The following is a 25,422-nucleotide window of genomic DNA, read 5'->3' as shown; positions in this document are numbered from 1 at the left end:
GCGCTTGTCCGAGGCTGACCTCGGCGATGACGCGCGTGAGGGGTCCGGATGAACGAGGTCGAGAACAGAGGCTGGTCGTTGCGGCAGGGCCTGTTCGCCAAATACGTCGTGTCGCTGGTCGGGCTCGTCGTGTTCGTCCTGGCCGTGAATGGCGCGACCGAAACCTGGATCAGCTATCAGTCCACCAAGGCGAGCCTGACCGCCGCCATGGCCGAAAAGGCCGACGCCAGCGCCCGGCGGATCGATCAGGCGCTCTCGGATCTGCAGCGACAGATCAGCTGGGTGACGCGGGCGAGCGCCAATACGCTGGAGCTCCGCCGCGCCGACTATGTGCAACTGCTGAGCCAGGCGCCGGCCGTGCGGCAGCTCTATCAGCTCGACGGCCAGGGTCGCGAGCAGCTCCGGGTCTCACGCACCTCGATCGCGTTCTCCTCGGGCAACGATCTGTCGCGCGACCTGCGCTTCACCGACACGGTCACGCACGGCAGCAATTTCTCCGCTGTGACCTTCAAGGGTGCGCAGCCGACGATGTCGATCTCGGTCGCGCATTCCGGCTTCAATGCCGGTGTGACCGTGGCCGACATCGACCTCGACTTTCTCGAAGACTTCATGACCGAGGCGCAGATCGGCAAGGTCGGCACCGCCTACGTGGTGGATCCGCGCGGCCAGGTGCTGGCGAGCTCGGCGAGGGGGCCGGCGGTCGGTCAGGACCTCTCCAAGCTGCCGCAGGTCGCGGCGGTGCTCACGCCGGATGGCCAGCCGCTGGCCTCCGGCACGGACAGCGCCGGGCACGCCGTGCTCTCGGCGGTCGCGACGCTCCCCAAGCTCGGCTGGTCCGTGTTCTTCGAACAGTCTACCGCGCACGCATTGGCGCCGATCCGCGATCAGCTGTTGCGCGGTGCGCTGTTGATTGCGCTCGGTCTTGCCGTTGCGATCCTCGCGGGCTCGCTGCTGGCGCGACGCATGCTCGTCCCGATCACCGCGTTGCGCGCCGGCGCGCGCAAGCTCGGCGCCGGCGATTTCGCTCAGCGCATCGAGGTGAAGACGCATGACGAACTGGAGGAGCTCGCCGATCAGTTCAACAGCATGGCCGGCCAGCTCGCGCAGTCCTATGCCGTGCTGGAAGCCAAGGTCGAGGAACGCACGCGCGATCTGGCTCAGTCGATCAATGAGCTGAAGGTGCTCGAGGAGGTCGGCCGCGCGGTGGCCTCCTCGCTCGATCTCAATGCCGTGCTGCCGACGGTGGCGGCCCGGGCGCTGGAGATCACCAAGACCGACGCCGTGCTGATCTATTCCTATGAGGCCGCCGAACGCCGCTTCAGGCTGGTGGAGGCCAAGGGTGTCGACCGGGACGGCCCGCACAATGTGCTCGACGAGCGGACGAGCCTGCTCTCCGACTCCGTGCGCAGCGGCGAGCCGATCGCGATCGCCGAGCTCGAAAACGCGCCCGATCACCCGCTGCGCGACGTCGCGGTCGCCGCCGGCTTTCACGCCGTGCTGTTCACGCCGCTGGTCGATCAGCAGGGCGTGCTCGGCGCGCTCGTGGTGCTCCGGCGGTCGGCCGGCACGTTCCCGCCGAACCTGATCGGACTGATGCGAACGTTTGCCAACCAGGCCGTGCTGGCGATGCGCAACGCACGACTGTTCACCGAGGTCGATCAGAAGGGCCGCGAGCTCGCGCTGACCCACGCGACGGTGCAGCAGCAGGCCGAAAAGCTCACCGAGCAGACCGAGCAGCTGCGCGAATGGAACAAGTCGCTCGAGGAGCGGGTCGAGAAGCAACTGGCGGAGATCGAGCGGATCAGACGGCTGGAGCGCTTCCTGGCGCCGCAGGTCGCGCAGATCATCGCGTCGTCGGACGGCCATGATGCGCTGCTGGAAAGCCACCGCCGCGAGGTCACGGTGGTGTTCTGCGATCTGCGCGGCTTCACCGCGTTTACCGAGACGACCGAGCCCGAAGAGGCGATGAACGTGCTGCGTGAATATCACGCCGCGCTCGGCAAGCTGATCTTCAAATATGAGGGCACGCTCGATCGCTATGCCGGCGACGGCGTGATGATCCTGTTCAATGCACCGATCCCGTTCGAGGATCACACCATGCGCGCGGTGAAGATGGCGCTCGAAATGCGCGACGAGATCGGCCAATTGACGGAGCGCTGGAAAAATCGCGGCCACAGCCTGGGGTTCGGCGTCGGCATCGCACTGGGATATGCGACGCTCGGCCAGGTCGGCTTCGAGCACCGGCTCGAATACGCCGCGATCGGCAGCGTCACCAATCTCGCCTCGCGGCTATGCGACGAGGCCAAGGCAGGACAAGTGATCGTGTCGCGCCGGGTGTTCGGCGTGGTCGAACAGTCGGTCGATGCCAGGCCGATCGACGACCTGCATCTCAAGGGCTTCAATCACCCGGTGCTGGCGATGGAGATTTTGCGCTGGCGTGGGGAGGGCGCCGACGTGGTCGAAGTCGAGGAGCGGCGGCGATCGTCGGCGACTAACAAGTAGGGCGGGCAAAGGCGCGCGGCGCCTTGCTCGTCGTCGACGGCAGTCTCGCGCGCCCCCGTGCCCATCGCTGTCGTTTGACGAAGGATGTGGGCACCGGTCGCCTTCGGCGCTTTGCCCACCCGACGAAGCGCGGCTCAATAGGCCTGCTTCGCATCGGCCTCCTCGCTGGTCTGGATCAGATCGAGGCTCTCCTCGATCTTGCCGATCAGGCGGTCGAACGTCTTGCGCTCGTCGGCCGACAGGCATGCCATGATTTCGCGCTCGCGCTGCTGCAAACGCGGGATCAGCTCCTCGTAAAGCGTCTTGCCCTTACGTGTCAGGCGCAGACGGAACTCGCGGCGATCCTCGGCGTTCTCGACGCGCTCGATCAGCCGCCGCTCCAGCAACGACGTCACGGCCCGGCTGATGGTCGATTTGTGCGTGCGGGTGCACGCCGCGACATATTGCGCGCTGCAGGCCTCGCGGCGGAAGCCGAGCGTCGCCAGCACGCGCCATTCCGGAATGTCGAGCCCATAGCGCTCCCGATATTCGATGGCGAGCGCCGCGCTGACCTCGGCGGCCAGACGGTTGAGCCGGAATGGCGCGAACTTGAACAGGTCGAGCCGCTCGTCTTCCTGCGGCACTGCGGCATTTCGGTCATCCTCGACCGGCTTCGCCTGCCGCCCGGACGCCGCGCTGGATGGCTTCGCCAAGATCGCGCTCCGATTTTTGAGTTGACGCGGCCGAAGCCGTCGGCTTTAGAATAGTTGCAGGTGAGACTATCTGGCAAGACGGCCGAATGGCCTCGCCCGAGGAAATGTCGGTCGCTTCGAAAGTCGTCGTTTCGAAAGTCCAAGAAAACCACAAGGCGAGCAAGCCATGGTGCAAGCCAATCCGGGGCAGGGCGCGAGCCAGGCGAAGGTTCAGTTCGGCTATCGTCGGCACGAAGACCAGGATCAGGCCACGCCGGCCGCGCATCCGGTCGTCGTCGTGGGTGCGGGTCCCGTCGGGCTGTCGTTCGCGATCGATCTTGCGCAGCGCGGCCATGCGGTCGTGGTGCTCGATGATGCCGACCGTATCGGCGAGGGCTCGCGCGCGATCTGCTTCTCCAAGCGCTCGCTGGAATATTGGGATCGCCTCGGCGTCGGCGACCGGATGGTCGACAAGGGCGTGGTGTGGAACGTCGGCCGCATCTTTCACGGTCCGTCCGAGCTCTATCAGTTCAATCTGCTGCCGGAGCCCGGGCACAAGCGGCCGGCCTTCATCAACCTGCAGCAGTTCTACGCCGAGGCCTATCTGGTCGATCGCGTCAACGCGCTGCCGGAGATCTCGCTGCGCTGGCGCAACAAGGTGACGGCGCTGGAGCAGCGCAACGATCATGTCGTGCTGACGATCGAGACGCCGGATGGCCCCTATCGGCTGTCGGCGCAATATGTGATCGCCTGCGACGGCGCGCGCTCGTCGCTGCGCCAGATGGTCGGCGCGGGTTTTTCCGGCAAGGTGTTCGAGGATCAGTTCCTGATCGCCGACGTCAGGATGACGGCTGAATTCCCCACCGAGCGTTGGTTCTGGTTCGATCCGCCGTTCCATGCCGGGCGCTCGGCGCTGTTGCACCGGCAGCCGGACAATGTCTGGCGCATCGACCTGCAGCTCAGCCGCTATGCCGATCCCAACGTCGAGAAGCAGCCGGAGAATGTGCGGCCACGGATCGCGCGCATGCTCGGCCATGATCAGTTCGAATTCGAATGGATCTCGCTCTACAAATTCCAGTGCCGGCGCATGGAGCGCTTCATTCATGGTCGCGTCGTTTTTGCCGGCGATTCCGCCCATCAGGTCTCGCCGTTCGGCGCGCGCGGTGCCAATTCGGGGCTGGAGGATGCCGAGAACCTGGCCTGGAAGCTCGATCGCGTGCTGCGCGGTACCTCGCCCGCGGCGCTGCTCGAAACCTATCATCTGGAGCGAAGCGCAGCGGCCGACGAAAACATTCGCGAGTCCACGCGGGCGACGGATTTCATGGCGCCGAACTCGCACCAGGAGGCGCGGCTGCGCAAGGTGGTGCTCGCGCTCGCCAGGGACACCGAATTCGGCAAGCGCATGGTCAATGGCGGCCGGCTGTCGGTTCCCTCGGTCTACCAGACGCCGCTGTCGACCGAAGACGACGAGGCTTGGCGCAGTGGCCCTTGTCCGGGAACATCGATGCCGGATGCGCCGCTCGAGACGGCAGACGGACGGCACGTTCATCTCACCGATGCATTCAATGCTCAGGGCCGGCGTTTCACCCTGCTGTCCTTTGCCAATGGTGAGGCGATCGATGTGCCCGACGATGTCGGTGTCGTCAGCATCGGCGGTCCGAATGGACTTGCCGATGGCGAGGGTTTCGCGGGCAAGCGTTACGGGGCCGAACCCGGCACATCCTATCTGCTGCGTCCGGACGGCTATGTCGCGGCGCGCTTCCGGCATCCGCGCCGCGCCGCGATCGCGGCGGCGGTCGCACGCGCCTCCGGCCTGAGCTGAGGAGCCGCAACGATGACACTCTCGACCGCCTCCAATTTCGCCAAGCCCGACGATGCCTTTCGCGCCATCGTCGAAGTCCATCGGGGCCTCTCGGACCTCGAAAGCGCCGACCTCGATGCGGCATTGGTCCTGATCCTCGCCAATCACATCGGTGACATCGGTGTGCTGGGCGAGGCGATCGCGCTGGCGAAACGCAGCATGGCGGATGCCGGCCAACAGCAACAACAGCAGCAGCAATAGGCTGCTGCGCACACAAGGAATGAAGTGATGGCGAAAGGTTTCGCATCGACCACGGATCTCGCCGAGAAGAAGGTCACCTTCTCGGAGATCGGCCCGGATCTCTATGCATTCACTGCAGAGGGCGATCCGAATTCGGCGGTCATCGTCGGCGACGACGGCTGCATCGTGTTCGATGCCCAGGCGACGCCGGCGATGGCCAACAAGGTGATCGAGCGCGTCAGGACGGTGACCGACAAGCCGATCAAATATGTCGTGCTGTCGCACTACCACGCGGTGCGCGTGCTCGGCGCCTCGGCCTATCACGCGCAGGGCATTGTTGCGTCGCAGGAGACGCGCCGGCTGATCGTGGAGCGGGGACAGCAGGACTGGGACTCCGAATACGGCCGCTTCCCGCGCCTATTCCAGGATGCCGAGAGCATTCCTGGCCTGACCTGGCCGACGCTCACCTTCGAAGGCGAGATGACGATCCATCTCGGCAAGCGCGAGGTGCAACTGATCCAGCTCGGTGCGGGCCATACGTCCGGTGACATCGTCGCCTGGGTGCCGGACGCCGAGGTGATGTTCTCCGGCGATCTCATCGAATATCACTCGGCCTGTTATTGCGGCGACGCCTATTTGCGCGAATGGCCGTCGACCCTGAACGAGATCCGCGACTTCAATCCCAAGGCGATCGCGCCCGGCCGCGGCGACGCGCTGAAGGGCGAGACCACGGTGCGCGAGGCGATCGCGATGACGCGCGACTTCGTCTCGTCGCTGTATGGCGCGGCCGAGATGTCGGTCGCCAGGGGGCGCAGCCTCAAGGAGTCCATGGCCGCCACGCGCGAAGTGATGGATCCGAAATTCTCGAGCTTCGCCATCTACGAGCACTGCCTGCCGTTCAACGTGTCGCGCGCCTATGACGAAGCCAGCGGCATCGACGATCCCGTGATCTGGACCGCCGAGCGCGACCGCGAGATGTGGGCCCGCCTGCAAGGAGAAGGATGATGAACATCAACACATCGCCTGACCGGTTGCACCGCGCATCGGGACAGGTCACGCCGGGCTACATGTCCGGCTTCGGCAATTCGTTCGAGACCGAGGCGCTGCCGGGCGCGCTTCCGATCGGCCGCAACTCGCCGCAGCGCTGCGCCTACGGGCTCTACGCCGAGCAGCTGTCTGGCTCGCCGTTCACCGCGCCGCGCGGCTCCAACGAGCGCTCCTGGCTGTATCGCATTCGGCCCTCGGTGAAGCATTCCGGACGCTTTGCGAAGGTCGATGCCGGCCTGTGGCGGACCGCGCCCTGCCATGAGCAGGAAATCACGGTGCAGCAGCTGCGCTGGGATCCGGCGCCGATTCCGTCCGGCGATGTGACGTTCCTGCAGGGCGTGCAGACCATGACGACGGCGGGCGACGCCGCGACGCAGGCCGGCATGGCGACGCACGTCTACGTCATCACCAGGTCGATGGTCGACCAGCACTTCTACGATGCCGACGGCGAGCTGATGTTCGTGCTGCAGCAGGGACGCCTGCTGTTCGTCACCGAGTTCGGCCGCATCGACGCCGAGCCCGGCGAGATCGTGGTGATCCCGCGCGGGGTCAAGTTCCGGGTCGAGATTCCGGCGGGCCCTGCGCGCGGCTATCTCTGCGAGAATTATGGCGGGGCCTTCACCCTGCCGGAGCGCGGCCCCATCGGCGCCAACTGCCTCGCCAATGCCCGCGACTTCCTGACGCCGGTGGCTTCGTATGAAGACAAGGACACGCCGACCGAGCTCTACGTCAAATGGGGCGGGGCGCTGTTCAAGACCGAGCTGAAGCATTCGCCGATCGACGTCGTCGCCTGGCACGGCAACTACGCGCCGTACAAATATGACCTGCGCACCTTCTCGCCGGTCGGCGCCATCGGCTTCGATCACCCCGATCCGTCGATCTTCACGGTGCTGACGTCGCCGTCGGAGACCGCCGGGACCGCCAACATCGATTTCGTGATCTTCCCCGAGCGCTGGATGGTGGCCGACAATACCTTCCGTCCGCCGTGGTACCACATGAACATCATGTCCGAGTTCATGGGCCTGATCTACGGCGTCTATGACGCCAAGCCGCAGGGCTTCGTGCCCGGCGGCATGAGCCTGCACAATTGCATGCTGCCGCATGGCCCGGACCGCGAGGCGTTTGATCATGCCAGCAATGGCGAGTTGAAGCCGGTTAAGCTCACCGGCACCATGGCCTTCATGTTCGAGACGCGCTTCCCGCAGCGCATCACCAGGCATGCGGCGGAGTCCGGCACGCTGCAGAGCGACTACGCGGATTGCTGGAACGGGCTGGAGAAGCGTTTCGATCCGACCAAGCCGTAGAGCGAATTATTTCGACACCGTCGTGGCCAGGCTTGACCCGGCCATCCACGACCTTCTTGACGCCTTGCGACGTGGATGCCCGGGACGAGCCCGGGCATGACGACGTGGTTTGGAGACGCATCTTGCCTCACCCCAACGATCCTTCGCTCCGCTCCTTCATCCCGGTCGAGCCGACCTCCGACTTCCCGATCCAGAACCTGCCTTACGGCGTGTTCTCCGCGGCCGATTCGCCGAAGCCCCGCGTCGGTGTCGCCATCGGCGATGTCGTGCTCGATCTTGCCGTGCTCGAGGATGAAGGCCTGCTCGATCTGTCGCCGGCTTACGAGGTATTCGCGCAATCCTCGCTGAATGCCTTCATGGCGCTCGGCCCCGCCGTTTGGTCGAAGACCCGTGCGGCCATCAGCGCGCTGCTGCGCGATGACAATCCACGTCTGCGCGACGACAAGCCATTGCGCAGCCGCGCGCTGCTGCCGCGCCAGGATGTCAGGCTGCATCTGCCGTTCCACGTTGCAGGCTACACCGACTTCTATTCGTCGAAGGAGCACGCCACCAATGTCGGCGTCATGTTCCGCGGCAAGGACAATGCGCTGCAGCCGAACTGGCTGCACATGCCGATCGGCTACAACGGCCGCGCCTCGACCGTGGTGGTGTCGGGCACCCAAGTGCGCCGGCCGCGCGGGCAACTGAAGCCGCCGAGCGCCGAGGTGCCGAGCTTCGGGCCGTGCAAGCGGCTCGACTTCGAGCTCGAGATGGGCGTCGTCATCGGCCAGTCGTCGCCGCTCGGCGAGATGCTGAGCGAGGCGCAGGCGGAAGCGATGATCTTTGGCTTCGTGCTGCTCAACGATTGGAGCGCACGCGATATCCAGCAGTGGGAGTATGTGCCGCTGGGCCCGTTCCAGGCCAAGGTCTTCGCGACCTCGATCAGCCCTTGGGTGGTGACCCGGGAGGCGCTGGAGCCGTTTCGCGTTCAAGGGCCGGCGCAGGATCCGACGCCGCTGCCCTATCTGCAGCAGGCGTCTGCGCAGAACTACGATCTCGGACTCGACGTGGCGCTGCGCGCTGCCGGCAGCAACGCTGCGCAGGACATCTCGCAGACCAATTTCAAATACATGTACTGGTCGAGCGTGCAGCAGCTGATGCACCACGCCTCCTCCGGATGCGCCATGAGCGTCGGCGATCTCCTGGGGAGCGGCACCATCTCCGGTCCGGAGAAGCATCAGCGCGGCAGCCTGCTGGAGATCAGCTGGAACGGCACCGAGCCGGTCGAGCTCCCTGGTGGAATCAAGCGCACGTTCCTGGAAGATGGCGATTCCCTCGTCATGCGCGGCTGGTGCCAGGGCAACGGCTATCGGGTCGGCTTCGGCGAGGTCGAAGGCACGATCGTCGCGGCCGAGTAGCCACTCCACCCACCGCCGTCATTCCGGGGCGGCCCGCAGGGCCGAGCCCGGAATCCATAACCACAGGCGGATGTGGTGACGCGAGCCGCCCGTGGCTAAGCCTTCCATCCAAAATCTCGATCGTGAGTATGGATTCCGGGCTCGCGCTGCGCGCGCCCCGGAATGACGGGGATAGAGATCAGCGCTCTTCCGGCGCCACGCTCTTGATACCAGCCACGAAGGCCGCGACGTCCTCGGCCGCATATTTCAGATGCACGCGCTTGTCCGATGGCACCTGCTTCACCGTGCAGACGCCCGGCCGCCATTCTCGCGCGGGCCGGATCGGCCGTGGCGCGAAGCCGCCGGCGCAGTTCGGGCAGACGTTGAACAGCTTCGTCTCGACACAGTCGGCGCAGAAGGTGCATTCGTAGGAGCAGATGCGCGCGTCCTGCGCCTGCGGTGGCAGGTCCTTGTCGCAGTACTCGCAGTTGGGGCGAAGCTGCAGGGCCATGGTCGTCTCGCGGGTAATTGAAACCCGGCGAGTGTCGCAGAGCGAGCGATGACGGTGAATGACGCATTTCCCTCGATTTGCGCCACGGCGGCGTCAGCCATGCGGGAGCGCCGCCAGCGGCAGCTTCGCGCTCTCCTTGAGTCGATCGAGCACGATCGAGGAGCGCACATGCGCCACGCTCTGGTGCGGCATCAGCACGTTGTTGACGACGTCGGACAGGCTCTTGAGATCGCGCAGTACGACCTTGAGTAGGTAGTCGGAATCGCCGGTCAGCGCGTAGGCCTCCTGGATGTCGTCGACCCGGTCCACCAGCGTGCGGAACTTTTGCGCGTTGTCGGGCGAGTGCGTTGCCAAGGTGATCTGGATGAAGGCGATCAGCTCGAAGCCGAGCGCCTGACTGGCGAGCTGCGCGCGATACCCCGCGATCACGCCGTCCTGCTCCAGCCGCATCCGCCGCCGCGAGCACTGCGAGGCCGACAGGCCGGCAAGATCGGCCAGCTCCTGGTTGGTGAGCCGGCCGTCGTTTTGCAGCGCAGCCAGGATGCGGAGATCGAAGGTGTCGACAGAAACCATGCGCCATTTCCTCTGATGGTGCACGGATCGTGCATATTCTCTCAGGAATGACAATGGTTTGCATGCCCCGTGCGCCCGATCCGGGAGATGATGGGTGCATCAAGCCGAAGGAGAACTCCCCATGGGTCCGTTTCCGCACGATGCGTCGCCCGCCACTATCTCCGCCGACAACCCGATGGGTACCGACGGCTTCGAGTTCGTCGAATATGCGCATCCGGATGCCGGTGAGCTGCATGCCTTGTTCAAGCTGATGGGTTTTGCCGCGGTGGCGCGGCACAAGAGCAAGGCGATCACGCTGTATCGTCAGGGCGACATCAACTACCTCGTCAATGAGGAGCCGGGCAGCCACGGGCACGATTTCGTCGCCGCGCATGGTCCGTGCGCGCCATCGATGGCGTTTCGCGTCGTCGATGCGAAGGCGGCCTATGCGCGGGCGATCGCGCTCGGCGCCGAGCCGGCCGACCTGCCCGCATCACGGAAGGCGCTCGATGTGCCCGCGCTCAAGGGCATCGGCGGCAGCCTGCTGTATCTGGTCGATCGCTATGGCGCCAAGGGCTCGGCCTACGATCTCGAATTCGAGTGGACCGGCGAGCGCAACCCGCGCCCGACCGGGGCCGGCCTCTACTACATCGATCACCTGACCCACAACGTGCATCGCGGCCGCATGGATGTCTGGGCCGGCTTCTACGAGAAGCTGTTCAACTTCCGCCAGATCCGCTTCTTCGACATCGAAGGCCGCGCCTCCGGATTGTTCTCGCGCGCGCTGACCAGCCCCGACGGCAAGATTCGGATTCCGATCAACGAGGATGCCGGCGAGTCCGGGCAGATCGAGGAGTATCTCAAGATCTATCGCGGCGAAGGCATCCAGCACGTCGCCTGCGGCGCCCGCGACATCTACTTGACCGTCGAGGGCCTGCGGACCGCGGGCCTGCCGTTCATGCCGTCGCCCCCGGACACCTATTTCGAGCGCATCGATAGCAGGCTGCCCAAGCATGGCGAGGACCTCGCCCGTCTGAAGAGAAACGGCATCCTGATCGATGGCGAGGGGGTCGTTGCAGGCGGTCATACCAAGGTGCTGCTGCAGATCTTCTCGGCCAATGCGATCGGCCCGATCTTCTTCGAGTTCATCCAGCGCAAGGGCGACGACGGTTTTGGCGAAGGCAACTTCAAGGCGCTGTTCGAATCGATCGAAGAGGACCAGATCCGCCGCGGCGTGCTGAAGGTGGAGGCGGCGGAGTAGGTGGAGGAGATGCGCCCGTCATTGCGAGAAGCAGAGCGACGAAGCAATCCAGACTTCCGTCCGCACCCTGGATTGCTTCGCTGCGCTCGCAATGACGGCGTGATTGGAGGCAGGATGTCGCCAAACCCTCAACTGTCGTCCCGGGCAAGCCCGACGACGCGCCAGCGGCGTCGGGCGCCGACCCGGGACCCATACCGCGTGATCTATCGATAGGGCATAGTCGCAGACGATTTTCGCCAAACTGCGGCCGGTGGTTATGGGTCCCCGCGTTCGCGGGGACGACACCGAGGGTGAGGCGCGGGCGTCGTCAACTCACTGGCATCGGGATTGTCGCGCAGCGTTGATCGGCGCGACCGCGCCGCAATCGCTTACCCGCCAGCCTTCCACGCACTCACGACAGCCCCAATCTCCACCACCTCCGGCTCCCGTATCGTCGACGGCGTGCGCGAGAAGCGCGGCGCCGGGGCCGGCTGCGTCACGCCATGCCGCTGGATGAACACGCCGCGCGCCGCCATGTGCGCGTGCTTCGGTGCCTCCGACATCGTCAGCACCGGCGCGAAACAGATGTCGGTGCCCTCCATGATCGCGCACCATTCCTCGCGCGTCTTGCTCTTGAACACGGCGACCAGCTTCTCCTTCAGCGCCGGCCAGGCGCGCGGGTCCATCTGCGCGTCGAAGGCGGGATCGGACAGGTCGGCATGCTGCCGCAGCAGCGCGTAGAACTGCGGCTCGATCGAGCCGATGGAGATGAACTTGCCACAGGCGCATTCGTAGACGCCGTAGAAGTGCGCGCCGCCGTCGAGGAAGTTGCGCTCGCGCCCCTCGGTCCAGCGGCCCATCGCAGTGAGGTCGAAGAACATCGCGAGCAGCGAGGCCGCGCCGTCGCACATCGCGGTATCCACCACCTGCCCCTTGCCGGACTTCGAGGCTTCGAGCAGTGCGGCGAGCACGCCGACGACGAGATAGAGCGCACCGCCGCCGAAATCGCCGACCAGGTTGAGTGGCGGCACCGGCCGCTCCCTGGGTCCGATCGCGGCCAGCGCGCCGGTGATCGAGATGTAGTTGATGTCGTGGCCGGCCGCCTGCGCCAACGGTCCCTGCTGGCCCCAGCCGGTCATGCGGCCATAGATCAGCTTGGGATTGCGCGCGAGCACGACGTCGGGGCCGAGGCCAAGGCGTTCCATCACGCCGGGACGAAAGCCTTCGATCAGCGCGTCGGCACCGGCGAGCAGGTCGAGCACCTCGGCAATGACGGCCTTGTCCTTGAGGTCGAGCTCGATGACCTTGCGGCCGCGACCGGCGACCGACTTCATGGTCTTGCGCGCGCCGACGCGATCGAGCGTCACCACTTCCGCGCCCATGTCGGCCAGCAGCATGCAGGCGAACGGTCCCGGTCCGATGCCGGCGAACTCGACGATGCGAAAGCCCGCGAGCGGTCCGGTGGCGCGGGTCTCGGTCTGTGGGGCGGTCTTGTCGAGCACGTTGTCTTGTCCCTGCGGTGCTTCGGCGCGTGATGAGGTCGATCGGACAAAGATGGTCGCGGCGACCTTCACCTTCCCCCTCCAGGGGAGGGTGGGTGTGCTTGGCTGCTGTCCGCATCAATCAGACATCATCACGCGCGATGCGTTTCCTGATCCGCGATTGTCCCGCGTGTATCCGGCCAACGCAAGCGCGCCGTATGCCGCAAAGCAAAACGGCGCGCATCGCTGCGCGCCGTGTGGAATTTGTTGTGCCGTTTTGCGGAATGTTCAGCGTCGCGCGCTCAGCCCGCGGCTTGCACCGCGCGCTGCGCCATCACCTTCACCAGATTGGCGCGGTAATCAGCCGAGCCGTGGATGTCGCTGAGCAGGCCGCTCGCCGGGATGCTGACGCCGTCGATCGCCGAGGCCGACCAGTTCGACTTCAGCGCCGCCTCGATCGCGGCCACGCGCATCACGCCGCTCTGCGAGGCGCCAGTGGCGGCGACGCGGACGTCGCCGCCCTTCGTCTTGGTCACGAACACGCCGGTCAGCGCGAAGCGCGACGCGGGGTGGCGCATCTTGGCATAGCCCGCCTTCTCCGGCACCGGGAACGACACCTCGGTGATGATCTCGCCGTCCTCGAGCGCCGTGGTGAACAGGCCCTTGAAGAAATCATCCGCCGAGATCGTGCGCTTGTTGGTCTTTACGGTCGCGCCGAGCGAGATCAGTGCCGCCGGGAAATCCGCGGCCGGATCGTTGTTGGCGATCGAGCCGCCGATGGTGCCGCGGTGACGCACGGCGGGATCGCCGAGCACCGAGGTGAGATAGGAGATCGCGGGGATCGCCTTCTTCACGTCGGCACTGGTCATGATGTCGTAATAGGTGGTCGCGGCCTTGATCACGAGCGTGTCGCCGGACAGCTGCACGCCGATCAGGTCCTTGATCTTGCCGATGTCGATGACATCGGACGGGCTGGCGAGGCGCTGTTTCATGACCGGAAGCAGGGTGTGGCCGCCGGCCAGGAACTTGGCTTCGCTGCCCTTGGCGAACAGCGCCGCCGCTTCGTCGACCGAGGAGGCGCGATGGTAGGTCGTCTCGTACATGGGAATCTCCCTGAATTTTTCATCGAGATCATTCCGGGGCCGCGCCTGCGCGCGCCCCGGAGCGATGATCAACCGTGGATCGCATGCCAGACGCGGTCGGGCGTCGCCGGCATTTCGAGCTTGTTGTTGCCGATCGCATCCGTGATCGCATTGATCACGGCGGCGGATGCGCCGATCGCGCCGGCCTCGCCGCAGCCCTTCACGCCGAGCGGATTGCCCGGGCACAGGGTCGTGGTGTGGCTCAGCTTGAACGACGGCACGTCGTCGGCGCGCGGCATCGCGTAGTCCATGAAGGACGCGGTGACCGGCTGGCCGTTGCTGTCGTAGATCGCGTGCTCGAGCAGTGCCTGGCCGATGCCCTGGACCAGACCGCCATGAACCTGGCCCTCGACGATCATCGGGTTGATCAGCCGGCCGAAATCGTCCGCCGCGACGAAGTTGACGAACGACGTCTTGCCGGTGGCCTCATCGACCTCGAGCTCGCAGATATAGGTGCCGGCCGGGAAGGTGAAGTTGGTCGGATCGTAGAAGGCGGTCTCCTTCAATCCGGGCTCCATGCCGTCCGGCAGGTTGTGCGCGGTGTAGGCGGCGAGCGCGACCATCGGCAGCGCGATCGACTTGTCGGTGCCGGTCACCTTGAACTCGCCGTTCTCGATGACGATGTCGCCTTCCGACGCTTCGAGTGCGTGGGCTGCGATCTTCTTGGCCTTGGCCTCGACCTTCTCCATCGCCTTCAGGATCGCCGTGAGACCGACGGCGGCCGAGCGCGAGCCGTAGGTGCCCATGCCGAACTGCACCTTGTCGGTGTCGCCATGAACGATCGAGACCTGGCTGATCGGCACGCCCAGGCGTTCGGCGATCAGCTGGCAGAAGGTGGTCTCGTGGCCCTGGCCGTGGCTGTGCGATCCGGTGAGGACCTCGATGGTGCCGACCGGGTTGACGCGGATCTCCGCGGACTCCCACAGGCCGACGCCGGCGCCGAGGCTGCCGACCGCCTTCGACGGCGCGATGCCGCAGGCTTCGATGTAGCAGGACAGGCCGAGGCCGCGCAGCTTGCCCTGCGCCTTCGCCGCCGCCTTGCGGGCCGGGAAACCGGCATAGTCGATCGCCTTCATCGCCGCGTCGAGCGAGGCGTTGAAGTCACCGGTGTCGTAGGCCATGATCACCGGGGTCTGGTGCGGGAACTGGGTGATGAAGTTCTTCCGCCGGAGATCGGCCGAATCGACCTTCAACTGGCGCGCCGCCGTCTCGATCAGCCGCTCCAGCAGATAGCTCGCCTCCGGGCGTCCGGCGCCACGATAGGCGTCGACCGGCGTGGTGTTGGTGTAGACGCCCATCACCTCGGCATAGATCGCCGGAATGTTGTACTGGCCCGACAGCAGGGTCGCGTACAGATAGGTCGGCACCGACGACGAGAACAGCGACATGTAGGCGCCGAAATTGGCGTGGGTCTTGACCCGCAGGCCAAGGATCTTGTTGTCGGCATCGAACGCCATCTCGGCCTTGGAGATGTGGTCGCGGCCGTGCGCGTCGGTCAGGAACGCCTCGGTGCGGTCGCCGGTCCATTTCACCGGACGGCCGACCTTCTTGGAGGCCCACAGCGCGACCATCTCTTCCGGATAGATGAAGATCTTGGAGCCGAAGCCGCCGCCGACGTCGGGCGCGATGACGCGGAGCTTGTGTTCTGGTGCGATGTTGTAGAACGCCGACAGCACCAGGCGAGCGACGTGCGGGTTCTGCGACGTCGTATAGAGCGTGAAATGCTCCTCGGCCGCATCGTACTCGGCGATCGCCGCGCGCGGCTCCATCGCGTTCGGTGCCAGCCGGTTGTTGGTCAATTCCAGGGTGACGACGTTGGCGGCCTTGGCGAAGGCGGCGTTGACCGCGGCCTCGTCGCCGATCGACCAGTCGTAGACGACGTTGCCGGGGGCTTCCGGGTGAAGCTGCGGCGCGCCGGGCTTCAGCGCGGAGGGCATGTCGGCGACGGCCTGCAGCTCCTCGTACTCCACCACGACTGCCTCGGCGGCGTCACGTGCGAGGTTCTTGCTTTCGGCGATCACCACGGCCACGGCCTGGCCGACGAAGCGCACGGTCTCCGGCGCCATCGCCGGCCATGCGCCCATCTTCATCGGTGAGCCGTCCTTGGAGGTGATGGCCCAGCCGCAGATCAGGTTGCCGACCTTGTCGTCGACGATCTGGCGGCCGGTGAGCACCGCGACCACGCCAGGCATCGCCTCGGCGGCCGAGGAGTCGATGCTCTTGACCTTGGCATGCGCGTGCGGGCTGCGGATGAAATGGGCAAAGGTCATGCCCAACAGCTTGACGTCGTCGACGTAACGGCCCTTGCCGGTGATGAAACGCTTGTCCTCCTTGCGGACGACGCTGGCGCCAATGCCTTCCATACCCATGCGAATCTCTCCCCTACCGGAGTTCTGTTGTCCCGCCGCGGCCATCGCGCGCAGCGGTCGTGGTCTCGGTATTGCGGTAAACGGCGGCTCTCGCCGGCCTCATTCGGCAGCTTGCGCGACCTTCATCCGTCCGGCAGCGTCGAGCACGGCTTTGACGATGTTGTGATAGCCGGTGCAGCGGCAGATGTTGCCTTCCAGCTCCTCACGCACCGTGCTCTCGTCGAGCTCGCCTCCGTGGCGGTGCACAATATCGATGGCCGACATGATCATCCCCGGCGTGCAATAGCCGCATTGCAGGCCGTGATTGTCGCGGAAGGCCGCCTGCATCGGGTGCAGCTCGTCGCCCTTGGCGATGCCTTCGATGGTGGTGACGTTGGCGCCGGCGGCCTGGCCGGCCAGCACGGTGCAGGATTTCACGGCACGGCCGTCGATATGGACGACGCAGGCGCCGCATTGGCTGGTGTCACAGCCGACATGGGTGCCGGTGAGGTTCAGATGATCCCGCAGGAGGTGAACGAGCAGGGTGCGATCCTCGGCCTCGACCGAGACCGCCTTGCCGTTCACCGTCAGTTTGACTGTCGACACGAGTAACCTCCCGATGAATTATTCTTATTCTGATTAGAAACAGCGCCCTCAGGACTTTGCAACTCGAATTTTCGTCTCCGATGTCATTGCGACGTCTTGCGCGCGGCATCGGCGATCCGGTCGCATGTGGCGCGCCACGCGAGGCCGGCACCGGCGCAGGTGAAGCGCAGGCCGTAGGCCGATGCCGTCCATTTACCGCCCCTTAGCCATTGTGACGTAGTTTTGATCACGCTCTGGTGCGTTGCCGCCGGGCGGCTTGGTTTCTGGCCAATATAAAGAATGGCGTGTCGGGGGTGGGAATGTCTGCGCAGCTTGCGCCGCAGTCGCGGCGTGCCAATTTTCTGACCCTGCGTTTTCGCGGCAAGATCGTCCTTGGCTTCGCCGTTGTGCTGGCGATCTCTGCTGCCAGCATCGGCTTCTCCTATCTGGGATTCGAGCGGGTCGCCGCAGCGGTGGCAGCCTATCGCGGCAGCGTTGCCGAAGCCGACACCACCCGCACCATCGATCGCGAGCTGGTCTCGTACCAGGCGCTCGCCCGTTATTATGCCCTGACCGGCAAAGCCGACGACGAGGCGGCGGCCACCGCTGCCCAGCAGGCACTCCAGGCCGCGATCGACAAATCCATGGTGGCGACCGGCGCCGAGCGGCGGGCGCAGGTCGGCAAGCTGCAGGCGCAGTTTCAGGCCTTCGCCAAGACATTCTCGAGCATCGTTGCTCTGACCCGCGAGAACGCGAAGCTGGCGACCGACCAGATCGGCCTCATCGGCAACAAGATCCGCTTCAAGTTCGATGATCTGGCAGACACCGCCGCGCTGGCCGGCCTGCCGTCGGTGCAGACCACGGCCAAGGACCTCACCGGCCAGTACCTGACCGTGTCCGCGCTGGTCGGGACCTACATCGCCAAGCCCGATGCCAAGACGGCCGACGGCGCCATCGCGCGCACGCGCTTCCTGGAAACCTCGCTGGTGACGATCTATGCCAATGACGAGAAGATCACCCAGCGTGTCGCCGAGCTCGGCGACCTGATCAAGCAGTACCGCGCCGCCTTCATCAAGCTGTCGGAGAACATGAAGGCGCTCGGCAAGCTCGAACAGGAGATGAGCGTCGTCGGCACCGAGATCATCGCGCTGTCGAACGGGCTGAAATCCGAGGTCGCCTCCGACCAGCAGCGCATCGAGGCCGCCACCAACACCACCATCGCGGACATCGAGCGGCTGATCGCAATGCTGGCGATCGGCGGGCTGACGCTCGGCGCCGTGCTGGCGCTGATGCTCGGCAACGGCATTTCCAAGCCGATGATCACGATGTGCAAGGCGATGCGCGAGCTCGCCTCGGGCAATTTCGACGTCCGGCTGCCCGGCCTCGGGCGTGCCGATGAGATCGGCGAGATGGCGGCGGCGGTCGAGGAGTTCAAGGTCCAGGCGGTGGCCAAGGCCGAGCGCGACGCTGCGACGCAGGACGCCCAGAACAAGGCGGCGGGCGCCGCGCGGCGGGCCGAGCTCATCCGCTTCGCCGACGAGTTCGAGACCGCCGTCGGCTCGATCGTGTCCAACGTCTCGACCTCGGCCGAGCACCTCGAGCAGGCGGCCTCGACCCTGACGCGCACCGCGGAGACCACGCAGTCGCTGGCGAGCCGCGTCAGCGGCACCTCCGACCAGGCCACGGGCCGCATCCACTCGGTGGCGAGCGCGACCGACGAACTGTCGGCCTCGGTCAACGAGATCGGCCGCCAGGTCCGCGAGTCCAGCCGCATCGCGGAGTCCGCCGTGGCCCAGGCCGAGGAGACCGACGGGCGCATCGGCAAGCTGTCGCGTGCGGCGCAGGAGATCGGCGACGTCGTCAAGCTGATCACCGCGATCGCCGAGCAGACCAACCTGCTGGCCCTGAACGCGACCATCGAGGCGGCCCGCGCCGGCGATGCCGGCCGCGGGTTTGCGGTGGTGGCTTCCGAGGTCAAGTCGCTGGCCGAGCAGACCGCCAAGGCGACCGACGACATCTCCAACCACATCTCCGGCATGCAGGCGGCGACCCAGGAGTCGGTGACCGCGATCAAGCAGATCGGCGGCACGATCCGTCAGATCTCGACCATCGCCGCGTCGATCGCCACCGCGGTCGAGCAGCAGGGCGGCGCGACCCAGGAGATCGCCAGGAACGTGCAGAGCGTCGCGGCGGGCACGCAGGCCGCCGCCACCGACATCACGCAGGTCAATCGCGGCGCGACCCAGACCGGCGAAGCCTCGGAGGAGGTGCTGCGCTCGGCCCAGTCGCTCTCCTCGGAGAGCGCGCGGCTGCGCGCGGAGCTCAACCGCTTCATGGCCAACATCCGCGCGGCGTGAGTTTTGCGGCGACAGGCTGGTCTTCACGCCGCTCGCAAGTGCGTTGGCGAGCCCGCGGCCAAACCCTCCGCTGTCATCCCGGCGAACGCCGGTATCTATACGCCGCGGCAGATGTGTGGCGGGCGGTATTGATCGCGTGCCCCAATCTTGCATCACGCGGTATGGATGCCGGGTCGCGCTCGCTTCGCTCGCTTGCCCGGGACGACAGCTGAAATGAGGCGCGCCTGGGCCTCACCCAGGAAACGCTGCGGCCCCAGGCGGGTCGAGCGCCGAACCCCGCCCCACTCCGGGAACCCTGCGCGCGACGAGACGTTGAGTCGCAGCGGCAGGCATTCGCTGCCGCATTTGCTTCATCCTCTCGGTCGAGCATGCGGTGCGACCCGCGCCGTCGCATTGGGATTCCATGGCACTCCGACAGGCATCCTGTCCCAACCTCCGCGTCGTCACGTCAGCGCCGCAATCCGGCGCTCCGCCGGGCGACATGGCAGGCCGGGATCGCGTCATCGAAACCAACATCCCCGCCCGGCTCGACGATCTCCGCTGGAGCGCCTTTCACACCCGCGTCGTGCTGGCGCTCGGCATCACCTGGGTGCTCGACGGGCTCGAGGTGACGCTGGCAGGCGCCTTGTCGGGCGCGCTCAAGCAGAGCCCGGCGCTGCATTTCTCCAATCTCGACATCGGGCTTGCCAACAGCGCCTATCTCGCCGGCGCCGTGCTCGGCGCGCTCGGCTTCGGCTGGCTGACCGACCGCATCGGCCGCCGAAAGCTGTTCTTCATCACGCTTGCGCTCTATCTGTCCGCGACGGCCGCCACCGCCTTGTCCTGGAACATCGCGACCTACGCGCTGTTTCGCTTCCTGACCGGCGCCGGCATCGGCGGCGAGTATACCGCGATCAACTCGACGATCCAGGAGCTGGTGCCGGCGCGCTATCGCGGCTGGACCGATCTCATGATCAACGGCAGCTTCTGGCTGGGTGCCGCGCTCGGCGCGGTCGGCGCCATCGTGCTGCTCGATCCCGATGTCACCGGCCCGGATGTCGGCTGGCGGCTGGCCTACGGCATCGGCGCCTGTCTCGGCCTCGTCGTGCTGGTCATGCGGATGTGGATTCCGGAAAGTCCGCGCTGGCTGATGATTCACGGCCATCCTGAAGAGGCGCATCGGATCGTCGCGGAGATCGAGCGCGACGTCACCGGCCACGACCGCGAGGCGCGCGCCAAGGAATTGCCGAGGATGCGGCTGCGGATGCGTAGCCACACGCCGTTACGAGAGGTCGCGCATACGCTGTTCTCAGTTTATCGCCAGCGCTCCCTGGTCGGGCTCACCTTGATGATCGCCCAGGCGTTCTTCTACAACGCGATCTTCTTCACCTTCGCGCTGGTGCTGACCGACTTCTACGGCATCAAGTCCGATCATGTCGGCTGGTACATCCTGCCCTTCGCGGCCGGCAACGTGCTCGGGCCGCTGCTGCTCGGCCGCCTGTTCGATACGCTCGGGCGCCGCGCCATGATCACCTTCACCTATGGCGTCTCCGGCGTGCTGCTTGCGCTCACCGGCTATCTGTTCTCGATCGGCGTGCTGAGCGCCGCGACGCAGACTGCGGCCTGGATGGTGATCTTCTTCTTCGCGTCGCCGGCGGCGAGCGCCGCCTATCTCACCGTGTCGGAGAATTTTCCGCTGGAAGTGCGCGCGCTCGCGATCGCGCTGTTCTACGCCATCGGCACCGGGATCGGCGGCGTCGCGGGCCCCGCGCTGTTCGGCGCGCTGCTCGACAGCGGGGCGCGCGGCGCGGTGTTCGGCGGCTATCTGTTCGGTGCCGCGCTGATGCTGGTGGCGGCGCTCGTCGCTTGGCGCTATGCCATCGCGGCCGAGCGCAAATCGCTCGAACAGGTGGCGCGTCCGCTCGCTGTCATGGAGTAGTTGATGATGTCCGAAAACTCCGATCTAATCGCTTCTCCTGCGTCGGAGCCCGCCGAGATCGTTCCGGCGCCCACCAGTCTCGTGCCGCATCTTCGCGAGGTGGCGATCCTGCTCGATATCGACGGCACCCTGCTCGATCTCGCGCCGACGCCGCGCGAGGTGTGGGTGCCGCCGGGCCTGGCCGAGACCCTGAACGCATTGCTGCAACGAACCTCCGGCGCGCTGGCGCTGGTCTCGGGCCGCTCGCTCAACGACATCGATCTCATCTTCGCGCCGGAGGTCTATCCCGCCGTCGGCGGCCATGGCGCGGAGATGCGGCTCGGCGGCGGCGGCGAGGCGGACGCCATCAAGGCGCCGCCGCTGGACAAGGAGCTGAAGCGCAGGCTCGCTGCGATCGCCCGGCTCAGCCCCGGCATTCTGCTCGAGGACAAGGGCTACTCGCTGGCGCTGCATTATCGCCTCGCGCCGCAGGCTGAGAAGGCGATCTACGAAGAAGTGTCGCGCATCCGCGCCGAGTTGCCGGGGGCGCCGATCGAGGTGCTGCCCGGCAAGTGTGTGTGCGAGATCAAGCATGCCGGCTTCACCAAGGCGAGCGGCGTGCGCGAGCTGATGCGGAACGCACCGTTCAAGGGGCGCAAGCCGTTCTTCATCGGCGACGACGTTACGGATGAGACGGTGTTCGCGATCATGCCGGATTTCGCCGGCCTCTCGTTCTCCGTCGGCCGCCGTGCGCTCGGCGTCGACGGACATTTCGACGCACCGGACGACGTGCGCGCATTCCTGGCGCGCCTCGCCGGCGGTGGAACTAATTCATCGACCTAGCGATCCGTGCAGTGGTTCCGCATCGCTACATTGTTAGTTCCATTCGCCAAGCGGTCGCATGTTGAATGCGTCGCTGTTGATTAGAACAGTTCTGACTTGATTTGACGCTGTGATTACACCGCGCGAATGCCCGAATTTGGTTTCAATTGGTTGAAAGGGTGGCCCGGAACCATATTGATGAACAGCTGTTAACCGACATGACCAACAGGAGGGAGCTGTGAACCTCGTCGTGGTTTCGAATCGGGTGGCCCGTGGCAAAGCCAATGAGCCAATGACCGGCGGACTTGCGGCAGCATTGCTGCCCGTTGTGGAGAAATCGGGGGCAGTATGGGTGGGTTCCTCGGGTCGGGTGCGCGACGGCGCGCAGACGGAACCGATCGCGGAGATCGAGCAGATCGGTGAAGGCGCGCTCGCGCTGCTGGATCTGCCGGCTGCGCATTATGCCGGCTACTACGAAGGCTTCGCCAATTCGGCGCTATGGCCGGCGCTGCATTCACGCAGCGATCTGATCAGCGTCTCGCATGATGATTATCGCTCCTATCGCGAGGTCAACGCCTTCGTGGCGCGCGCGCTGCTCCGGTTCCAGAAGCCGGACACCTTGTTCTGGATCCAGGACTATCACTTCCTGTCGCTCGGCGCGGAGTTGCGCACGCTGGGCGTGAAGAGCCCGATCGGCTTCTTCCTGCATACGCCGTGGCCCGCGCGCAGCGTCATCGACAGCGTGCCGAATCACCGCGATCTCGTCACCGCGATGCTCGCCTATGATCTGATCGGCTTCCAGACCGAGGATGATCGCGAGAGTTTCACCGCCTGCATCCGCGCCGATCTCGGCTTGCAGGTGCGTGACGGCGTGGTCAGGTCGCTGCACGGCCGCACACGTCTGGCCGTGTTCCCGATCGGCATCGACGCCGACAAGTTTGCGCAGCAGGCGGCAAAGGCGGTGGCGCATCCGGATGTGTCGCGGCTGCGCCGCAGCCTGAATGGCGAGAAGCTCGCCATCGGCGTCGACCGGCTCGATTACTCCAAGGGTCTGGTCAACCGCATCAACGCCTTCGACCGGATGTGGACGATGCACCCGAGCCTGCTGCGCGCCGCGTCGCTGCTGCAGATCGCAACGCCGTCGCGCGAATCGATCGAGGCCTATGGCAATCTGCAGAGCGAGGTCGCGCGCCTCGTCAGCGAGGTCAATGGCCGCCATGGCGAGGTCGACTGGACGCCGATCCGCTACCTCAACAAGGGCTATGGTCAGGGCGTGCTGGCCGGCCTCTATCGCAGCGCCCAGGTCGGCGTCGTCACGCCGCTGCAAGACGGCATGAATCTCGTGGCGAAGGAGTATGTCGCGGCGCAGAGCCCGGTCGATCCCGGCGTATTGGTGCTGTCGAAATTCGCCGGCGCCGCCAACGAGCTCGATGCGGCGCTGATCGTCAATCCGCATGACATCGACGGCATGGCGCGGACGATCGCGATGGCGCTGTCGATGCCGCTCAACGAGCGCCGCATGCGCTATGAGATCATGATGACGAAGCTGCGCCGCCATTCGATCCAGCAATGGTTTGCCGACTTCGTCGAGGCGCTGCAGGACGGTGACGCTGCCGAGGTCGAGATCGAACCCCTGCCTGCCACTCCGGCGGGTTTTCTGGCCGGCCGCATGCTGTCGCCTGGCGCGCGCTATCACTGAACCGGACTTGCTCCTCGTCGCTCCGCGCGGCGAGGCTCAATGGCAGTAGGAGACGCCGTCGAGCACGGCGCAGCGCAGCTTGTTCGGCGAGCTCGGATTGTCCATCGGCACCATCCCGTTGCCCTGTCCGACGAACACGCCGGGTCCCACCACCACCGATGCCTTGTTGCCGACGATGACGGACGGGTGCGGCTTCAGGCTCGACTTCGTCCCGTCCGGCCACAGGATCGCATCGCCCTGCCAGACCCCCTTGCGGCCGTCGTCGCAGGTCACGTCGACGCCCTGCTTGGTGCATTGATCGGCGCGGGCCGGGCCGGCGGCGAGGCTGAGCACCGCCGTCAGCAGGATGGCGAGACGGGCAGGGGAGGATGACGGCATCGCGAATCCCTCAGTCGGCAGCCGGACCGACGGGCTGCAAAACAGTGGTCGTGCCGCCCGGCCGGCCGGTTCATGATGGGCCGGCCGGGCGGCACGGCCTCCCGATCGAGCCCGCGACCAGGGCGGATTGATGATTTTTATCAGCGATTTGGGGGAAATTTAGCCCTTGAGCCCCCGCCCGGCTTGCAAAACGCCGCCGACCCCGCCAAGAGAGGGCCGCCGGAGAGATGGCCGAGTGGCTTAAGGCGCACGCTTGGAAAGCGTGTGTGCGGGAAACCGTACCGTGGGTTCGAATCCCACTCTCTCCGCCAGCCGGCCATCCCAGCCATTCCGTTCAGTTGCGAGAAGATGAAATCGCTGCGGGCTGTCAGCCCTTCGGCATCTTCCGCGCGAGCGTGCGCGGGGGCACGCCGTATCGACGGCGGAAGAGGCGGCTAAAATGCGAGGGGTCGTTGAAGCCCCAGCGCAGGGCGATGTCGGTAATGCTCTCGGTTCGGCGCGCGGCTTCGAGGTCGCGGCGGCAGCGGTCGAGGCGGCGCTGGCGGATGCATTCCGAGGGCGTGGTGCCGTGCTCGGCGAATAGCAATTGTACGGAGCGGACGGATAGTCCGAAGTGGGCGGCGATCTCGGCGCTGTCGAGATCGGGGTCGTGCAGTTGTGCGTCGATGTAGCTCATGATGCGCGCGAACTGCGCGGATGCGCGTCGCGGTGCCGCGTCGCGGCGTACCAGGCGGGCCGCCCTGGCGACGATCTCGAGCCCGGCATCGACAGCGGCATGGACCTCGCTGTCGTCCATCTCGGCCAGTGTGCCGGCGAAGCCCTCGAAGTAACCGGACACGGCGGCGCCGAAGCCGTGTCGGCCGGGCAGATGCAGGCGGCCGCGTCCGATCAGGTCGGGGTGAAAATTCCGGATCACCGCTTCAGGGCAGGCGATCATCATCTTGCGCAGCGGACTGAGCGTGGCGAAGGCGAGCGTCTCGCGCGTGTTCCAGACGATCACGTCGCCGGGTTCGAACAGCACCGTGCCGGTGGAGTCCTCGCCGCGCTCCCGGCCTTCGATCACGATCATCACGACCACCAGACCGGCATCGGAGGCGCGGCGCGTCCCGGCGCAGCCCTGCGCGACCTGCGCTTCGATCACGAGAGCATCGCCAAGCTGCCTCAACTGCTGACGGAGCGAGATGGCGTCGTGAATGGTCCAGCCGAGCAGTGGGTCGAGGGACGTCGTGGGCGCGGTCAGCGAGGCAAACCCTTGCACGTTCGGCATCTGCAACGCTTTCCCTCGGCCGCCCGGGGCCCTCGCTTGCGGCGGCTGCGTCCGCCCACGTTTCGCTGTCGTCCGGGTTCGCCTTCGCTGCCGTCCGGGACGTCGGTGCCGCGCTTGGCTTAGAGGCTAGGTGTGGTGTCTCAGGAGGTTGTCCATCTGGTCTGAACCGAGGAAGCTGAGGTTGCGAAGCTTCAGTGTTCCA

20 protein-coding genes and 1 tRNA gene are annotated in these 25,422 nt (G+C 66.0%); 12 read left to right on the top strand and 9 right to left on the bottom strand.

Features of this window, described 5'->3' with window-relative positions; all coding sequences use genetic code 11:
• Positions 1-48 precede the first annotated feature (48 nt).
• The gene (locus QX070_RS30010) at positions 49-2,502 is read left to right on the top strand and encodes an adenylate/guanylate cyclase domain-containing protein (protein WP_315740762.1); all 2,454 of its coding nucleotides are present in this window, start codon (positions 49-51) and stop codon (positions 2,500-2,502) included.
• Between the two features lie 134 nt (positions 2,503-2,636).
• Here the strand turns inward: QX070_RS30010 and QX070_RS30005 are convergent, their stop codons facing one another.
• Positions 2,637-3,194, bottom strand: a complete 558-nt coding sequence (locus tag QX070_RS30005; protein WP_315740761.1) for a MarR family transcriptional regulator — start codon at positions 3,192-3,194, stop codon at positions 2,637-2,639.
• Positions 3,195-3,360: 166 nt separating this feature from the next.
• On the opposite strand from QX070_RS30005, the gene QX070_RS30000 reads away from it, so the two are divergent.
• From QX070_RS30000 to fahA, 5 genes are all read left to right on the top strand, one after another.
• Positions 3,361-4,995: an FAD-dependent oxidoreductase gene (locus QX070_RS30000; RefSeq protein ID WP_315740760.1), complete on the top strand. Its 1,635-nt coding sequence runs from the start codon at positions 3,361-3,363 to the stop codon at positions 4,993-4,995.
• A 12-nt stretch (positions 4,996-5,007) separates the two neighbouring features.
• Positions 5,008-5,235, top strand: a complete 228-nt coding sequence (locus tag QX070_RS29995) for a DUF2783 domain-containing protein (protein WP_315740759.1) — start codon at positions 5,008-5,010, stop codon at positions 5,233-5,235.
• A gap of 27 nt (positions 5,236-5,262) precedes the next feature.
• Complete coding sequence (locus tag QX070_RS29990; protein WP_315740758.1) at positions 5,263-6,219, top strand: MBL fold metallo-hydrolase; 957 nt, start codon at positions 5,263-5,265, stop codon at positions 6,217-6,219.
• Positions 6,219-7,565, top strand: coding sequence for a homogentisate 1,2-dioxygenase (gene hmgA, locus QX070_RS29985; RefSeq protein ID WP_315740757.1), 1,347 nt, complete (start codon positions 6,219-6,221; stop codon positions 7,563-7,565). Before QX070_RS29990 ends, hmgA begins: the two co-directional genes overlap by 1 nt.
• A 122-nt stretch (positions 7,566-7,687) precedes the next feature.
• Complete coding sequence (gene fahA / locus QX070_RS29980) at positions 7,688-8,962, top strand: fumarylacetoacetase (protein WP_315740756.1); 1,275 nt, start codon at positions 7,688-7,690, stop codon at positions 8,960-8,962.
• Positions 8,963-9,140: 178 nt separating this feature from the next.
• Here the strand turns inward: fahA and QX070_RS29975 are convergent, their stop codons facing one another.
• Together QX070_RS29975 and QX070_RS29970 are read right to left on the bottom strand one after the other, a co-directional pair.
• Positions 9,141-9,452, bottom strand: a complete 312-nt coding sequence (locus QX070_RS29975; RefSeq protein WP_315740755.1) for a DUF1272 domain-containing protein — start codon at positions 9,450-9,452, stop codon at positions 9,141-9,143.
• A gap of 93 nt (positions 9,453-9,545) precedes the next feature.
• On the bottom strand, positions 9,546-10,025 hold the full coding sequence (locus QX070_RS29970) for an Lrp/AsnC family transcriptional regulator (protein WP_315740754.1): 480 nt from the start codon (positions 10,023-10,025) through the stop codon (positions 9,546-9,548).
• A 121-nt stretch (positions 10,026-10,146) separates the two neighbouring features.
• Here QX070_RS29970 and hppD point away from each other — a divergent pair, with 121 nt between their 5' ends.
• Positions 10,147-11,265: a 4-hydroxyphenylpyruvate dioxygenase gene (gene hppD / locus QX070_RS29965; RefSeq protein WP_315740753.1), complete on the top strand. Its 1,119-nt coding sequence runs from the start codon at positions 10,147-10,149 to the stop codon at positions 11,263-11,265.
• A gap of 368 nt (positions 11,266-11,633) precedes the next feature.
• On the opposite strand, the gene QX070_RS29960 is transcribed toward hppD, so the two are convergent.
• From QX070_RS29960 to QX070_RS29945, 4 genes are all read right to left on the bottom strand, one after another.
• Positions 11,634-12,746, bottom strand: a complete 1,113-nt coding sequence (locus tag QX070_RS29960) for a CaiB/BaiF CoA-transferase family protein (protein WP_315740836.1) — start codon at positions 12,744-12,746, stop codon at positions 11,634-11,636.
• A 281-nt stretch (positions 12,747-13,027) separates the two neighbouring features.
• On the bottom strand, positions 13,028-13,828 hold the full coding sequence (locus QX070_RS29955; RefSeq protein ID WP_315740752.1) for a xanthine dehydrogenase family protein subunit M: 801 nt from the start codon (positions 13,826-13,828) through the stop codon (positions 13,028-13,030).
• Positions 13,829-13,896: 68 nt separating this feature from the next.
• Positions 13,897-16,236, bottom strand: coding sequence for a xanthine dehydrogenase family protein molybdopterin-binding subunit (locus QX070_RS29950; protein WP_315740751.1), 2,340 nt, complete (start codon positions 16,234-16,236; stop codon positions 13,897-13,899).
• A 99-nt stretch (positions 16,237-16,335) separates the two neighbouring features.
• Positions 16,336-16,821 carry a (2Fe-2S)-binding protein gene (locus tag QX070_RS29945; RefSeq protein WP_315717018.1) on the bottom strand — a complete coding sequence of 162 codons (486 nt, stop codon included), beginning with the start codon at positions 16,819-16,821 and terminating at the stop codon, positions 16,336-16,338.
• A 299-nt stretch (positions 16,822-17,120) separates the two neighbouring features.
• Here QX070_RS29945 and QX070_RS29940 point away from each other — a divergent pair, with 299 nt between their 5' ends.
• From QX070_RS29940 to QX070_RS29925, 4 genes are all read left to right on the top strand, one after another.
• Positions 17,121-19,157 (top strand): methyl-accepting chemotaxis protein, encoded by a 2,037-nt coding sequence (locus QX070_RS29940; protein ID WP_315740750.1) that lies wholly within the window; start codon positions 17,121-17,123, stop codon positions 19,155-19,157.
• A gap of 403 nt (positions 19,158-19,560) precedes the next feature.
• Positions 19,561-21,075 (top strand): MFS transporter, encoded by a 1,515-nt coding sequence (locus QX070_RS29935; RefSeq protein WP_315740749.1) that lies wholly within the window; start codon positions 19,561-19,563, stop codon positions 21,073-21,075.
• A 3-nt stretch (positions 21,076-21,078) separates the two neighbouring features.
• Entirely contained in the window at positions 21,079-21,897 is an 819-nt protein-coding gene (gene otsB / locus QX070_RS29930; RefSeq protein ID WP_315740748.1) for a trehalose-phosphatase, read from the top strand.
• A gap of 217 nt (positions 21,898-22,114) precedes the next feature.
• Complete coding sequence (locus QX070_RS29925; protein WP_315740747.1) at positions 22,115-23,575, top strand: trehalose-6-phosphate synthase; 1,461 nt, start codon at positions 22,115-22,117, stop codon at positions 23,573-23,575.
• A gap of 36 nt (positions 23,576-23,611) precedes the next feature.
• Here QX070_RS29925 and QX070_RS29920 read toward each other — a convergent pair whose 3' ends face one another.
• Positions 23,612-23,953, bottom strand: a complete 342-nt coding sequence (locus tag QX070_RS29920) for a hypothetical protein (protein WP_315740746.1) — start codon at positions 23,951-23,953, stop codon at positions 23,612-23,614.
• Positions 23,954-24,174: 221 nt separating this feature from the next.
• Here QX070_RS29920 and QX070_RS29915 point away from each other — a divergent pair.
• Positions 24,175-24,264, top strand: a tRNA-Ser gene (locus tag QX070_RS29915).
• Between the two features lie 56 nt (positions 24,265-24,320).
• On the opposite strand, the gene QX070_RS29910 is transcribed toward QX070_RS29915, so the two are convergent.
• On the bottom strand, positions 24,321-25,022 hold the full coding sequence (locus tag QX070_RS29910; protein WP_409999187.1) for a helix-turn-helix domain-containing protein: 702 nt from the start codon (positions 25,020-25,022) through the stop codon (positions 24,321-24,323).
• Between the last annotated feature and the right edge of the window lie 400 nt (positions 25,023-25,422).

Origin of the sequence: Bradyrhizobium sp. SZCCHNR1093, assembly GCF_032381175.1 — a bacterium.
Taxonomy (GTDB): domain Bacteria; phylum Pseudomonadota; class Alphaproteobacteria; order Rhizobiales; family Xanthobacteraceae; genus Bradyrhizobium.
The sequence above is the reverse complement of the archived record's forward strand: the minus strand, read 5'-3'. Positions and strand labels throughout refer to the sequence as shown.